Source organism: Antribacter gilvus (assembly GCF_003946865.1).
Lineage (GTDB): Bacteria > Actinomycetota > Actinomycetes > Actinomycetales > Cellulomonadaceae > Antribacter > Antribacter gilvus.
Genome location: NZ_QXTH01000016.1, coordinates 23,547 through 36,970, shown reverse-complemented (window position 1 = coordinate 36,970; position 13,424 = coordinate 23,547). Strand labels below are relative to the sequence as shown.

General features: G+C 72.6%; 13 protein-coding genes. 9 read left to right on the top strand and 4 right to left on the bottom strand.

The features are described from left to right. Positions 1–85 precede the first annotated feature (85 nt). Positions 86–922 carry a F510_1955 family glycosylhydrolase gene (locus D1350_RS21370; protein ID WP_125778078.1) on the top strand — a complete coding sequence of 279 codons (837 nt, stop codon included), beginning with the start codon at positions 86–88 and terminating at the stop codon, positions 920–922. A gap of 137 nt (positions 923–1,059) precedes the next feature. Further along, entirely contained in the window at positions 1,060–2,217 is a 1,158-nt protein-coding gene (locus D1350_RS21365) for an endo-1,4-beta-xylanase (RefSeq protein ID WP_125778077.1), read from the top strand. Between the two features lie 60 nt (positions 2,218–2,277). Here the strand turns inward: D1350_RS21365 and D1350_RS21360 are convergent, their stop codons facing one another. After that, positions 2,278–2,946: an alpha/beta fold hydrolase gene (locus tag D1350_RS21360; protein WP_164545268.1), complete on the bottom strand. Its 669-nt coding sequence runs from the start codon at positions 2,944–2,946 to the stop codon at positions 2,278–2,280. Between the two features lie 590 nt (positions 2,947–3,536). On the opposite strand from D1350_RS21360, the gene D1350_RS23885 reads away from it, so the two are divergent. Genes D1350_RS23885 through D1350_RS21350 form a run of 3 tightly spaced genes read left to right on the top strand, consistent with a single transcriptional unit; the run spans position 3,537 to position 4,425 of the window. Continuing rightward, positions 3,537–3,689 carry a hypothetical protein gene (locus tag D1350_RS23885; protein ID WP_164545267.1) on the top strand — a complete coding sequence of 51 codons (153 nt, stop codon included), beginning with the start codon at positions 3,537–3,539 and terminating at the stop codon, positions 3,687–3,689. Next, positions 3,686–4,048: a YidH family protein gene (locus D1350_RS21355; RefSeq protein WP_125778075.1), complete on the top strand. Its 363-nt coding sequence runs from the start codon at positions 3,686–3,688 to the stop codon at positions 4,046–4,048. Before D1350_RS23885 ends, D1350_RS21355 begins: the two co-directional genes overlap by 4 nt. Beyond that, positions 4,045–4,425 carry a DUF202 domain-containing protein gene (locus D1350_RS21350; protein WP_125778074.1) on the top strand — a complete coding sequence of 127 codons (381 nt, stop codon included), beginning with the start codon at positions 4,045–4,047 and terminating at the stop codon, positions 4,423–4,425. The genes D1350_RS21355 and D1350_RS21350 overlap by 4 nt, the downstream gene beginning before the upstream one ends. A 7-nt stretch (positions 4,426–4,432) precedes the next feature. Here D1350_RS21350 and D1350_RS21345 read toward each other — a convergent pair whose 3' ends face one another. Together D1350_RS21345 and D1350_RS21340 are read right to left on the bottom strand one after the other, a co-directional pair. Further along, a complete protein-coding gene (locus tag D1350_RS21345) occupies positions 4,433–4,876 on the bottom strand; it encodes a pyridoxamine 5'-phosphate oxidase family protein (protein WP_125778073.1) in 444 nt (147 codons plus the stop codon). 2 nt (positions 4,877–4,878) lie between these two features. Then, positions 4,879–5,880, bottom strand: coding sequence for an NADP-dependent oxidoreductase (locus D1350_RS21340; protein WP_125778072.1), 1,002 nt, complete (start codon positions 5,878–5,880; stop codon positions 4,879–4,881). Positions 5,881–5,978: 98 nt separating this feature from the next. Here D1350_RS21340 and D1350_RS21335 point away from each other — a divergent pair, with 98 nt between their 5' ends. From D1350_RS21335 to D1350_RS21325, 3 genes are all read left to right on the top strand, one after another. Then, entirely contained in the window at positions 5,979–9,149 is a 3,171-nt protein-coding gene (locus D1350_RS21335) for an AfsR/SARP family transcriptional regulator (RefSeq protein ID WP_125778071.1), read from the top strand. A 112-nt stretch (positions 9,150–9,261) separates the two neighbouring features. After that, entirely contained in the window at positions 9,262–10,530 is a 1,269-nt protein-coding gene (locus D1350_RS21330; protein ID WP_125778070.1) for an MFS transporter, read from the top strand. Between the two features lie 236 nt (positions 10,531–10,766). Next, complete coding sequence (locus tag D1350_RS21325; protein ID WP_240644266.1) at positions 10,767–12,113, top strand: cellulase family glycosylhydrolase; 1,347 nt, start codon at positions 10,767–10,769, stop codon at positions 12,111–12,113. Between the two features lie 92 nt (positions 12,114–12,205). Here D1350_RS21325 and D1350_RS23880 read toward each other — a convergent pair whose 3' ends face one another. Continuing rightward, positions 12,206–12,361, bottom strand: coding sequence for a hypothetical protein (locus D1350_RS23880; protein WP_164545266.1), 156 nt, complete (start codon positions 12,359–12,361; stop codon positions 12,206–12,208). Between the two features lie 93 nt (positions 12,362–12,454). Between D1350_RS23880 and D1350_RS21320 the strand changes: the two genes are divergently transcribed. Then, positions 12,455–13,399, top strand: coding sequence for a helix-turn-helix domain-containing protein (locus D1350_RS21320; protein WP_125778068.1), 945 nt, complete (start codon positions 12,455–12,457; stop codon positions 13,397–13,399). Positions 13,400–13,424: the final 25 nt, after the last annotated feature.

Below are 13,424 nucleotides of genomic sequence, written 5' to 3'. Positions count from 1 at the left end.
CCGCCTCGGAGCCCGCACTCCGGTAGGTAAAGTTCACGAAGCCCCAACGAGAGGTCCATCCGTGACTCGACGAAGCTCTGTGGTGATGACCGTTGCCGCCACGCTCACGATCGGCCTCGTGGTGGCCGCGCTGCTGATCCTGATGACGAAGGACGATCCGCCCACCGGCGGCGGAGCGGCCCCCGAGATGGTGCACATCCACGGGATCGGCATCGACCCCGGCGACGGCACCGTGTACGCCGGGACGCACCACGGCCTGTTCCGGATCGACGACGGCAGCGCGACGCTGGTCGGCGACCTCGTGCAGGACTATATGGGGTTCACCGTCGCCGGACCGGGCCACTTCCTGGCCAGCGGACATCCCGGTGCGGGCCAGGGTGGCCCGAGCTCGGTCGGCCTCATCGAGAGCACCGACGGCGGTGAGACGTGGGAGACGCTCTCGCTGAGCGGTGAGGCGGACTTCCACGCGCTCGACTACCGCCACGACCGCGTGTACGGCCTGAACTCGATGACCGGCCAGCTGCTGACCAGCGCCGACAAGCGGTCCTGGGAGGAAGCCAGCAGCGCGGAGATCGCGGACTTCGCGGTCAGCCCCGACGATCCTGCCGTCCTCGTCGCCACCACGTCGCAGGGCCTGACCCGGAGCGCGGACGGCGGAGCCACGTTCGAGATCATCGGGTCGGCACCGGTGATGGTCTTCGTGAGCTGGGCCGACGACGGCGCCCTGGCCGGCGTGACCCCGGACGGCGTCGTGTACACGGCGCAGGACCCGGCCGGCGAGTGGACCGAGCAGGGCAGCCTGGGTGGGCAGCCCGAGGCGCTGACCATCGAGTCGGCGACAGAGATCTACGCCGCCGCCAACGGCACCGTGTACGCCTCCACCGACGGCGGCGCCACGTTCTCCACGATGCTCGACCGGTAGCAGCCGTATCCGGACGAAAGCCACCGCCGGGCCCGGACCCCTTGCGAAATCGTTATCGATATCGTTAACCTGGCGAAGCACGGATGAGTTCCACCGTTTCGTCTGACGTGGTGGAACCGGATCGGAGAGGAACAACGATGTCCCAACCCACAACCATGCGGCGGGTGGCCGCCATCTCGGCGTCGGCCATCACTGCCCTTGCACTGGTGGTGCCCGGAGCCCAGGCCGACCCCCCGGAGCCGAACCTGCGCTCCGAGGCGCCGCGTGACCTCAAGATCGGCAGTGCCGTGTGGGGTCAGCGTGACCTCCTCGGCTACGACCCCAAGAACCCCACCGAGTTCCAGCGCATCCTTGCGACGGAGTTCAACTCGCTGACCCCCGAGAACGACATGAAGTGGGCCGAGATCCACCCGGAGCCCGACGTCTACGACTTCTCCGGGGCTGACGCCGTCATGGCCTTCGCGAAGGCCAACGGCCAGGAGGTCCGTGGGCACACGCTGCTCTGGCACAGCCAGAACCCGCAGTGGGTCACCACCGCCAGCGCCGGCTGGACCTGCGACGAGGCGCGCGACGTCCTCGAGGACCACATCAGCACCGTCGTCGGCCGCTATGCCGGCGAGATCTACGAGTGGGACGTGGCGAACGAGATCTTCCAGGACGACTGGGACGCCGGCGGTGTGCGCCTGCGCACCGGGGCCAACCCTTTCCTCAAGGCGTGCGCCGAGGACCCGGTCGCCCTTCTCAGTGACGCCTTCAAGTGGGCGCACGAGGCGGACCCCGAGGCGGTGCTCTTCCTCAACGACTACAACGCCGAGGGCATCAACAACAAGACCGACGCCTACTACGCCCTGGCGCAGGAGCTGCTCGCCGACGGCGCGCCGCTGCACGGCTTCGGTGCTCAGGGTCACCTGAGCCTCCAGTACGGCTTCGACGAGTCGATCCAGGAGAACTTCGAGCGGTTCGCGGACCTCGGGCTGAAGGTGTCCGTCACCGAGGCCGACGTCCGCATGCCGCTCGGCGAGGACGGGGAGCCGGACGCCGAGCAGATCGCCCTGCAGGCGGAGCGGTACGACAAGATGCTCGAGGCGTGCCTCAACGTCGCGTCCTGCACGAGCTACACAGTCTGGGGCTTCGACGACGCGCGCTCCTGGGTCCCGGGAGTCTTCCCGGAGGGCTACGCGACGATCATGACCGAGGAGTACGAGAAGAAGCCCGCGTACTTCGCGCTTCTCGAGAGCCTCACGGACGCCACCCCCGGTAAGTCCCCGCGCACCCCGCCGGGCCTGAACGGGTAGCACCACTTCCTGAGGTACCGATGGCGCGTGGGGCCCGGCCGGGTCCCACGCGCCATCGGTCTATCCCGTCAGCCAGTCCCGCAGCACGGCGACGAAGTCGGCGGGCCGCGCGCCGTGGACGGTGTGGCCCGCGTCGATGGTGGTCATCGTCCCGGCCGGGAACCGGGCCGCGAGCGCGGAGAGGGCTTCCTGGTCGACCCCGCCGGGGCCGCCGCCGATCACGAGCGCGGGGACGGTGATCTCCCCGAGGCGCCGCGCCCAGGCGGGATCGTGCTGGCTGGTCTCCCGCAGCACGGCCGGCCTGACGTCCTGGTCGTAGTCCTCGGGCCCGCCCGGACGGTACGGCGGCGAGACGTCCACGGGCGGCGCGGAGGCAGGCGGCGGAGGTGGCGAGTCCTCGACGACGAGCCCTCCGACCAGGTCCGGCCGCGCCTGGGCGAGCACGATCGCCACGATCCCGCCCATCGAGTGCCCGACGACGACCGCCCGCCCCACGCCCAGCAGGTCGAGCAGCCGCGCGACGTCGTCGGCCATCTCGGCGAGCCGGTAGGTGCCGGGACGGCCGCTGGCGCCGTGGCCGCGCAGGTCGGGGACGACGAGCCGGTGGTCCGCCGCGAGGAGGGGGATCACCGGGCGCCACGACGACCCGTCGCTCGCGGCACCCATGCCGTGCAGGAGCACGAGGACGGGCGCGTCCTCGGGCCCGTGCAGCTCGTACGAAAGAGTCACTCCGCCAAGGTCCGCATGCACGGAGGCAGCCTGCCAGCCCGGTTCCAGGGTGTCCATCTGCCGAGGAGTGTCGGTCGGCGGAGATCTCGACGACGACGTAGGCGTGATCCGTCCGGAGGACCGTCATGATGTTCTCCTGAGGTTCGTCACCGGATCTGCTGGAGGGAAGACCTGGACATGCGCATGCTTCGACGCCTCGGCGTTCCCGCGGTCGCCGTCGCGGGCGCCGCGACGACGACCGCGTGCTCCACCAGCGAACCTGTCGTCTACCCCTCGTCCTACGTGACCTACCGGTCGATCGACGAGCTGGTCGCCGACTCCTCGCTCGTCGTGATCGGCACACCGCTGAGCAGCGAGGTCCGCGCGATCGACATCGCGCTCAGCCCGTCGGCGGCGGGCGACGAGAACCTCGACCCCCAGGCCGGCGCAGACGCCGTACTGCGAGTCGAGCGTGAGCTCGGCCTCCCGCTCCTCGACGTACAGTCGCCCGCCGAGCGACGCCCCCGAGCCTTCGGACCTCGATGGTGTCGCCGATCGTGGCCTCGCCCCGGACGACGTCGTCGACGTGGACCGTGTAGACCGTGTACGCGATGTTCCTCCACGAGTGGCCCGGTCTGCCCACGACCCTGGTCAACGCCGACCAGTCGATCTACCAGGCCACAGTCCCCGGGACGTTCACCTCGGTCGCCAAGGGCAACCCGATCCGCGAGGTCACAGCCGACAGCTTCGAGGAGGCGCTGTGACCGACCGCCGGTTTCCCCGTCAGGTCTACCGGGAGGGCAGCGAGCCGGACCCACGGTTCACACTGGCCAACGAGCGCACGTTCCTGGCCTGGGTGCGGACGTCGCTGGCGCTCGTGGCGGGCGCCATCGCGCTCGAAGCGCTCCAGGTGCCGGGGCACTCCGGGCTCCGGACGTCAGCGGTCGTGCTGCTGCTGGTCCTCGGGTTCGCGCTCCCGCCGGCGGCGTGGGTGGGCTGGGCGCGGAACGAGCGGGCCATGCGGCGGGGCGACCCGTTGCCTGCCTCGCTTCCCACGCTGTTCCTCGTCGTCGGGATCCCGGCCGTCGCGGTCCTCGCCCTGCTGGGTTCGGTCCTGTCGTGACGGGAGGCGAGCGTGCGCCCGCGGACCCGGGGCTCCAGGCCGAGCGCACCGAGCTCGCGTGGCGTCGCACCCTGCTCGGGATGACCGCCGCGTCCTTGGCGTCGTTCCGCCTGACGGCAGACACGTTTCCGACGATCGGCCTCCTGGCCGGCCTGGTCGGGCTGGCTGCGTGCGGTCTGCTCGCCGGTCTGGCCCGCCGCCGCCACAGGGCGATGGATCGATGGTTCCGGTCCCGCCAGGAGACGGGACGAGCCGGAACCGCGACGGCGGCGGGCGAGACGCTCCCGGGCAACAGCGGGCGTCTCCTCGTCGCCGTCGCGGTGGCCGCGGCAGCATGGGCGGTCCTGGGCGCCGCCTTCGTCGTCGGCCGCTGGTAGGGCAGCGTCACATCCCGGCGAGCTCCCTCCCGAAGTCGTAGGTCCGCCATCGCGCGGGCTTCACCCGTACGGTGACCATCGTCCGGACGAAGCCCTCGATGGCGTCGGAGAACCGCTCGCCCTCCACCTCGCCGAGGTAGCGGATCGCCCACGTGCGGTACTCGTCCGCGTCGGTCGCCGACCAGCCGACGACGGTCCCCTCCAGCGAGACGTACCGGTACGGCATCGCCTCCTGCTGGACGGTGAACCCGATCTGGCCGGCGGCCCGGATCAGGCGCATCTTGGCGCTGTCCGCGCCGGTGGCGAACCTGAGCTCGCCACCGGGTTCGTAGCTGTACCAGAGGGGCACGGCCGTCGGCGGTCGCCCGTCGTCGCCGGCCACGCTCAGCACGCCGATCCGGGTGTCCGCGAGGAACGCCTCGCGCTCGGCCGTGGTCATCGTCGCCGACATGGTCAGAGCCTCACCAGCATCTTGCCGACGTTGCCGCCGCGCATCATGTCCAGGAACGCCGACGGCGCCTGCTCGATCCCCTGTGCGACCGTCACCTCGGTGTGCAGCGAGCCGTCGGCCAGCCATCCGGCCGCCTTGCCGATCCACTCGGGGAACAGGTGGAAGTAGGAGGTGACCAGCATGCCGCGCAGGGTGGCGTCCTTGGCCGCCAGGGCGAAGAGGTTGCTCGGGCCGGGAACCGGCTCGGTGGCGCCGTGGGCGCTGACCGCGCCGACCATCGCGATCCTGCCTCCGGGGCGCAGGGCGTCGATCGCGGCCACCAGGTGGTCGCCGCCCACGTGGTCGACGTAGACGTCGATGCCGTCCGGCGCGGTCTCGGCCAGCTGCTCGGCGAACGACCCGGCGCGGTGGTCGATGGCGGCGTCGTACCCGAAGTCTTCGACGAGCTTCTTCGTCTTGAGCGTGCCGCCGGCGGACCCGATCACCCGGGAGGCGCCGAGCTTGCGCGCGAGCTGTCCGGCGACGCTGCCCGCGGCCCCTGCCGCCGCCGAGACGAGCACGATGTCGCCTTCGCGCACCGGCGCGACGTGGGTCAGCGCCGCATACGCGGTCAGCCCCGTGGTGCCGAGCGCGCCCAGCCAGGTCTCCGCGGGGGCGAGTCCGAGGTCGGCCACGGTGACCGTCGCGGCGTCCACGACGGCGTGCTCGCGCCAGCCCTGGAGGTGGATGACGGTCGCGCCGACCGGCACGCTCGCCGAGCGCGAGGCGACGACGTCGCCGATCGCGGCGCCCTCCATCGGCTCACCGAGCCGGAACGGCGGCAGGTAGGACGCGACGTCGTCCATCCGCTGGCGCATGTAGGGGTCGACCGACATCCAGGTGTTGCGGACCAGGACCTGGCCGTCGGCGAGCTCGGGCAGCGTGGTGCTGACCAGCCCGAAGTCGGTCGGGCTCGGGACGCCGACGGGTCGGGCGACCAGGTGGATCTCGCGGTTCGAAGTCATGGGGTGCTCCTTGGTTCGTCGGTCTCGCTGCTCGTGGGATCACCCTGGACGGCGCCGCGCACGATCGGCTGGGGGTTCGCTGCGGGTACGGTGACCGGATGCGATTCGGCGTGCTCGGCCCCTTGGTCGTGTGGGACGTCGACGGGCGTCCCGTGCGTGTTCCCGAGGTGAAGGTCCGAGCCCTGCTGGCCGACCTCCTGGTGCACGAGGGGCGCCCCGTGCCGGCCGAACGCCTGGCCGACGACCTGTGGGGCGACGCCCCTCCCGGCAACCCGGTCAACACGCTGCAGACCAAGGTGTCCCAGCTGCGCCGCGCGCTGGAGCAGGTGGAGCCCGGCGCCCGCGAGCTGGTGGCCTTCCAGTCGCCCGGCTACGTGCTGCGCACGACCGACGTGGACGCCACCCGGTTCGGCGAGCTGCTCGGCGCGGCCCGAGACGCCGTCGATCCCCGGCGCAGGGCCGCGCTGCTGTCGGACGCCCTGGCCCTGTGGCGCGGCCCCGCCTACGCCGAGTTTCGCGACGAGGAGTTCATCCGCGCTGCGGCCGCCCGCCTGGAGGAGCAGCGCCTGACCGCGGAGGAGGACCGGGCGGAGGCCCGGCTCGAGCTCGGCGAGCACGGCACGGTGGCGGACGGGCTGGGCGAGCTCGTGGCCGCGCACCCCCTCCGCGAGCGCCTGCGCGCCGTCCACCTCCGCGCTCTCGTCCGGGCCGGACGACAGAGCGAGGCCCTGGCCGGGTACGACGACCTGCGGCGCCGGCTGTCGGACGAGCTGGGCGTCGACCCCGGCCCGGCGCTCGCCGAGCTTCACCGGGCGATGCTCCGGCAGGAACCGTCCCTCACCCCGGCGCCTCCGGCGCTCGTGCGCACGAACCTCCCCGCGCCGCTCACCGACCTGGTCGGCCGCGAGGATGCGGTGGCCGAGGTCTCCGCCCTGCTCGGCACGGCGCGCCTGGTGACCCTGACCGGCCCGGGTGGCGTCGGGAAGACCAGGCTGGCCCTTGCGGTGGCCGAAGCCGTCGCCGGTGCCTTCCCGGACGGGGTGTGGCTGGTCGAGCTGGGCGGGACCACCGGTACGACGGCGACGGTGGCCGAGGTCGTGGCCGCCGTGCTGGACATCCACGACGAGACCGCGACGGGCCCTGGGGCGGGCCGGCCGCCGCAGGACCAGGCGCGGCGGCTCGCCGACGCCCTGCGCGGACGCCGGACGCTTCTCCTGCTGGACAACTGCGAGCACCTGATGGAGCCCGTCGTCGAGCTGGCCGACCGGCTGCTCCGCGCCGCGCCCGGCCTGCGGGTGATGGCGACCAGCCGGGAGTCGCTCGCGATCGTGGGCGAGGCCCTCTACCCCGTGCTGCCGCTCGATCTCCCGACGCCGGGCGCGGCCCCGGAGCCGGCCGCGTCCGTCCGGCTCTTCACCGCCCGGGCTGCGGCCGCCGCACCCGGCTTCGTGCTGGACGAGGCGACCGTCCCGGCGGTCGCGGCGATCTGCCGGCGGCTCGACGGCCTGCCGCTGGCGCTGGAGCTGGCGGCGGCCCGTGTGCGGGCGCTGGGCGTGCAGGGGGTCGCCGACCGGCTGGACGACCGCTTCCACCTGCTCGCCGTCTCGGGCCGCGGCCGCCCGGCCCGCCAGCGGACCCTGCGCGCGGTGATCGACTGGAGCTGGGACCAGCTCACCGGGGAGCAGCGTCAGGTCCTGCTCCGGCTGGCCGTCCACCCCGGCGGCTGCACGCTGGAGGCGGCCGAGGAGGTGTGCGCGGACCTCGGGCTCGACACGGCCGGGATCGTGGACGAGCTGGTGAGCAGGTCGATGGTCGAGTCGTCGGTCGGCGGGGGCGCCGGGTCCGCCGGGTCCGCCGGGGGCGCCGGGGGCGCCGGGGGCGCCGGGGGCGCCGGGGGCGCCGGGGGCGCTCGCTACCGGCTGCTCGAGTCGATCACCGCCTACTGCCTCGAACGGCTCGCCGACGACGACACCGCCCTTCTGCGTCGCGACCTCTACTACACGGAGCTGGCGGAACGGACGAGCCCCCACCTGCACGGCCCGGACCAGCGCCGGTGGCTGGACCGGCTGGACACCGAGGCACCCAACCTGCGGGCGACGCTCGGGCACACCGCCGACCCTGACCTCGCCGGTCGGCTGACCACCGCCCTCACCTGGTACTGGTACCTGCGGGGCCGGTACCGCGAGGGTCACACCGCACTCGCGGCGGTGGCGGCCTCGACCGCCGAGTCTCCCCTGATGGCGACGTCGGCGACGAGGGCATGGGCGGCCGGGTTCGCGCTCCTGACGGGAGACGGCGACGACCTGGTCGAGCGCGGCCGAGCCGCGGCGCGGGACCTGGACCCGGGCGAGGGCCGGTCGCGGTGGTTCCTCGCGCTCGCCTTCCTGACCTTCGGGGACGCGGCCACCGCGGAGGGGATGCTGACGGAGGCGCTGGAGGCGTTCCACGCCGCAGGCGACCGCTGGGGCGAGGCCGCGGTGCTGGCCGGCCGCGCCAAGCAGGCGATGTTCCAGGGCGATCTGGACCTGACCGAGCGATCAGGCCGGGAGAGCCTGGCGATCTTCGACGAGCTGGGTGACGGCTGGGGACGGCTGCAGGCCATGGACGTGCTCGCCTACCTCGCCGAGATCACCGGCGACTACGAGTCGGCCGAGCGCCTGGCCCGCGAAGGGCTGCAGGTGGCCGAGGACCTGAGGCTGTGGGTCGACGTGTCCTACCGGCTGTCCACCCTCGGCCGGGTGGCGCTGCTGACCGGCGACCTGAGTGCGTCGCGAGACCTCCACGCCCGCGCGCTGGCCCTGGCGGCGGAGCAGTCGCACCGCTTCGCCGAGGAGTTCGCCCGGGTAGGCCTCGGCCTCACCGCCCGCCGTGCCGGGGACCTCGACGCGGCGGAGCAGCTCTTCCGCCAGTCGCTGGCCTGGAACCGCGAGCTCGAGGCCGACTACGGCACGCCCTACTACGGCGTGACGCTGCTCCTGGCCGAGCTCGGCTTCGTCGCCGAGCAGCGCGGAGACCTGACGGTCGCCGAGCGGCTGCACCTGGAGGGCCTCGCCGCGGCCAGCGCCGCCGGCGACTCGCGTGCCGTCGCCCTGGCCCAGGAAGGGCTGGCCGGGGTGGCGGCGGCCGAGGGCGCCTATGAGAGGGCGACGGCGTTGCTGGACGAGGCCGCGGCGCTCCGGGACTCGGTGGGCGCGCCGCTGCCGGCCGCCGAGCGCGGCGACGTCGACCGGATCGCCGCAGCCGTCAGGGCGGCCCTCGGCCCGGCGTAGAGCACGGGACAGGGCGCGCTCCGCCGCCCCTGGCGATCCGGGGCCGACGACGCGCGAGGGCCGCCTGTGAAACGCCTCGTCGGCGTCCCCGGCCTGCGGATACGGTCCTTCCATGTCGACTGACGCGGGGACCGTCCCCCAGCTCGTCGTGACCCGCGCCCGCTGGTCGCTCATGGTGGTCTTCCTGCTGTACGGCGTGACCCAGATGGGCTGGCTGAGCCGCCTCCCCTCGATCCGTGCGAGCCTCGACGTCTCGTCCGCGCAGCTCGGGGCCTTTCTCATGGTGGGGGCGGCCGGCTCGCTGGTGTCGATCCTGGTGTCCGGCGCTGTCGTGACCCGGTACGGCAGCCGTGCGACGCTCGTCGTCGGGGCCGTCGGCAACGGCGTCGCGCAGTGCGTGATCGCCGCCGCCGCTGGGACGGGGTCCGCGCCGCTGTTCGTCGTCGGCGTGCTCCTCAACGGCCTGACCAGCGCGTCGATGTACACGCCGATCAACATCAGTGCCGCCCGGGTCGAGCAGCACGTGGGGCGCGCGATCCTGCCCCACTTCCACGCGGCGTTCTCCATCGGCGCCGCCCTGGGCGCGCTCGTCTCGGCCGGGTGCTCCGCCGCTCAGGTGCCGGTCGGCGTCCAGATGGCCGTCGTCGCCGTCACCGTGGCCGTCGTTCGCCTGGTCCTCGTGTCTCCCGCGACCGTCCTCTCCCCCGCCCCGGTCCGCGGCGACGAGGCGAGCCGGTCGTCGCCGGGCAGGCGGCGCACCCCGCTCCGGACCGCGCTGCAGGCGTGGGCCGAGCCGCGGACCGTCCTCATCGGGCTGGTGCTCCTGGCCAGCGCGCTGTCCGAGGGTTCGGCGGGCCAGTGGCTGTCGATCGCCGTCGTGGACGGCTTCCACGTGCGCGAGGCGCTCGGCGCCGTCGCGTACGGGACCTTCGTCGTCGCGATGACCGTGGTCCGGTTCGGCGGGACGCACCTCATCGACCGGTACGGCCGCGTCGCGGTGCTGCGCGCCTCCGGGATCTCGGGCCTGCTCGGGCTCGCCGTCTTCGGCCTCGCGCCGACCTGGTGGCTCGCCTTCCCCGGCATCGTCCTGTGGGGGATGGGGTCCGCGCTGGCGAACCCCATCGCGATGGCCGCCGCCTCCGACGACCCGGCGCGTGCCGCGGCCCGGGTGTCGGTGGCGTCGTCGTTCATGTCGGTCGCCCTGATCAGCGCGCCGCCGATGCTCGGGCTGCTGGCCGACGCCGTCGGCGCCCGTCACGCCCTGATGGTCATCGCGATCGCACTGGTGCTCAGCGTCTCCGTGGCGGGGCAGGTACGGCCGCAGCCCGCTGCGGAGAGTCCGACGGGTACCACCAGGAAAGACCCCGACCCGGTCGGCTGACGCCCGGACCGCGCCCCCGGCGTCCGGTGCCTAATCGATTCGAGTGCTTGGGCGCGTCCTCGGCGCGTCCTACCTTGACGCCGTCCCTCTTCACCTTCCTTGAACGGAGTCTCCCCATGCCACAGGTACGACGACGTGCCCGCCTGGCAGCGTTAGCTGCCGCGGCGAGCCTTCTCATCGCAGGCGCCGTCGGCGTCGGCGCAGCGACGTCAGCGTCCGCAGCCGAGGGCTGCTCGGTGAGCTACCGCGTGATCAACCAGTGGTCGGGTGGCTACCAGGGTGACGTCACGGTCACGAACCTGGGCTCGTCCATCTCCTCGTGGCGCCTCCAGTGGACGGCCGCGTCCGGGCAGACCATCAGCCAGGCGTGGAACGCCACCGTGACCCAGTCGGGCGCCGCGGTCAGCGCGACCAACGTCTCGTGGAACGGCTCTCTCGGCACGAACGGCACGGCCACGTTCGGCTTCATCTCCTCGTGGAGCGGCAGCAACCCGGTTCCCGGTTCGTTCACGCTCAACGGCGTGGCCTGCACGGGCGGCGTGACCACGAGCCCCAGCCCGAGCGTGTCGCCCTCGCCGAGCGTCTCCCCGTCGCCGAGCGTCAGCCCCTCGCCGAGCGTCAGCCCCACGCTCCCGCCCCCCACGGGCTCCACGCCGACCGCCATCAACGGGCAGCTCAAGGTCTGCGGCGTGAACCTCTGCAACCAGTTCGGCAAGCCGATCCAGCTGCGCGGCATCAGCTCGCACGGGCTCCAGTGGTTCCCCAGCTGCTACAACTCGAGCTCGCTCGACACGCTCGCCAACGACTGGAAGGCCGACGTCTTCCGCATCGCCATGTACGTCAACGAGGGTGGCTACGTCACCGACCCGGCCGGCTACACGTCGCGGGTCAACAGCCTCGTCGACCAGGCCGAGCAGCGCGGCATGTACGCGATCATCGACTTCCACACCCTCACGCCGGGCGACCCGAACGCGAACGTGGAGAACGCGAAGACCTTCTTCCAGAACGTGGCCACGCGCAACGCCAACAAGAAGAACGTCATCTACGAGATCGCGAACGAGCCGAACGGCGTCACGTGGGAGCAGATCCGCACCTACGCCAACCAGGTCATCCCCGTCATCAAGGCGGCGGACCCCGACGCGGTCATCCTCGTCGGTACGCGCGGCTGGTCGTCGCTGGGCGTCTCCAACGGGTCCACCCACGCGGAGATCGTGGCCAACCCGCTCACGCACTCGAACATCATGTACACGTTCCACTTCTACGCGGCGTCGCACCTCGACAACTATCGCACCGAGGTACGGAACGCGGCCGGCCGGATCCCGCTGTTCGTCTCCGAGTGGGGCACCACCAGCGCGACCGGTGGTGGCACCGTCGACCTCGCCAGCTCCGCGGCGTGGCTCGACCTGCTCGACCAGCTGAAGATCAGCCACGTGAACTGGACGTACTCCGACGCGAACGAGAGCAGCGCCGCCTTCCGGCCGGGGACGTGCTCCGGCTCGAACTACGGCACGTCGCAGCTCACGCAGTCCGGGCAGTTCGTCCGTAGCCGCATCGTGACGGCGGACAGCTTCCCGACGAGCTGACGACCGTCGCAGCAGCCGTACCCGGCCGCCGCCCCGGAGCCCCGTGCTCCGGTGCGGCGGCTCGGTATGTCGGTGAGGCGTCGCGGGTGGCGTCAGTGCGGCACGAGGCGAGGGTCGTGGGCGGCGCGGCCGGGCGCACCGAAGAGGGTGGCCGTGCGCGAGCCGACGGCGAACCGGTCGTGGCGGGCGTAACGGACCAGCGCTGCGAAGCCGCTGATCAGCAGGAACAGGACGAGTGCGGTGGTCATGGCAGTAATCCTGCTCTCGCTGACATCCTGCCACCAGTGGCAGAGATGCCGCACTACGTTGATTTACTGCCAACCCTCTGTCAGCATGAGGAGATGCTGACCAACGTGGCGGTCCTGGCCTTCGAGGGCGTCGCCCCGTTCGAGCTCGGTGTGCTGTGCGAGGCGTTCGGCCTCGACCGCAGCAAGGACGGTGTACCCCGGCTCGACTTCGCCGTGTGCGCCGTCGACGAGCGCCCGATCATGACGACGATGGGCTTCTCCATCCAGGCGTCCGAAGGCCTCGACCGGGTGGCTGCGGCCGACCTCGTCGCCGTGCCCGCGACGCCGCGGAACGGGATGGCACCGGCACCGGTGGTGCGCGCCCTCCAGGACGCCTACGCGCGCGGCGCGCGGATCCTCTCCGTCTGCAGCGGGGCGTTCACGCTCGGTGCCGCGGGGCTCCTCGACGGACGCGAGTGCACCACCCACTGGATGTACACCGAGGAGCTGCAGAGCCGCTTCCCGCTGGCCCGGGTGGTGCCCGAGGTGCTCTACGTCGACTCCGGCCAGGTCGTCACCGGCGCGGGCACCGCCGCCGGCATCGACGCCTGCCTCCACATCTGGCGCCAGGAGTACGGCGCCGCGGTGGCCAGCACCATCGCGCGGCGCGCCGTGGTGCCGCCCCACCGCGACGGCGGCCAGGCGCAGTTCATCGCGCGCGCTGTCCCCGACTGCGACGCCGAGACCCTCCGCCCGCTCCTGACCTGGGTCCTGGAGAACCTCGGCGACGAGCACACGGTCGATGCCCTCGCGCGGCGGGCGCACATGTCGCCGCGCACGTTCGCGCGCCGCTTCCGCGACGAGACCGGCACCACGCCGCACAGCTGGATCACCCGGCAGCGCGTGGCCGCGGCCGAGGAGCTGCTCGAGCGGACCGAGCAGCCGGTGGAGTGGATCGCCTCGGAGGTCGGCTTCGGCAACGCCGCCACCCTGCGCCACCACTTCACGCGGGTGCGCAGCGTGAGCCCGCAGCAGTACCGGAGGCAGTTCGCCTGCTAGGCGGAGAACACCGTCGTCGCGGTAC

Coding starts and splice junctions, on each gene's coding strand:
- D1350_RS21370 (WP_125778078.1), top strand. CDS start 86: ATGACCGTTGCCGCCACGCTCACGATCGGCCTCGTGGTGGCCGCGCTG.
- D1350_RS21365 (WP_125778077.1), top strand. CDS start 1,060: ATGTCCCAACCCACAACCATGCGGCGGGTGGCCGCCATCTCGGCGTCG.
- D1350_RS23885 (WP_164545267.1), top strand. CDS start 3,537: ATGTTCCTCCACGAGTGGCCCGGTCTGCCCACGACCCTGGTCAACGCC.
- D1350_RS21345 (WP_125778073.1), bottom strand. CDS start 4,876: ATGTCGGCGACGATGACCACGGCCGAGCGCGAGGCGTTCCTCGCGGAC.
- D1350_RS21340 (WP_125778072.1), bottom strand. CDS start 5,880: ATGACTTCGAACCGCGAGATCCACCTGGTCGCCCGACCCGTCGGCGTC.
- D1350_RS21335 (WP_125778071.1), top strand. CDS start 5,979: ATGCGATTCGGCGTGCTCGGCCCCTTGGTCGTGTGGGACGTCGACGGG.
- D1350_RS21330 (WP_125778070.1), top strand. CDS start 9,262: ATGTCGACTGACGCGGGGACCGTCCCCCAGCTCGTCGTGACCCGCGCC.
- D1350_RS23880 (WP_164545266.1), bottom strand. CDS start 12,361: ATGACCACCGCACTCGTCCTGTTCCTGCTGATCAGCGGCTTCGCAGCG.
- D1350_RS21320 (WP_125778068.1), top strand. CDS start 12,455: ATGCTGACCAACGTGGCGGTCCTGGCCTTCGAGGGCGTCGCCCCGTTC.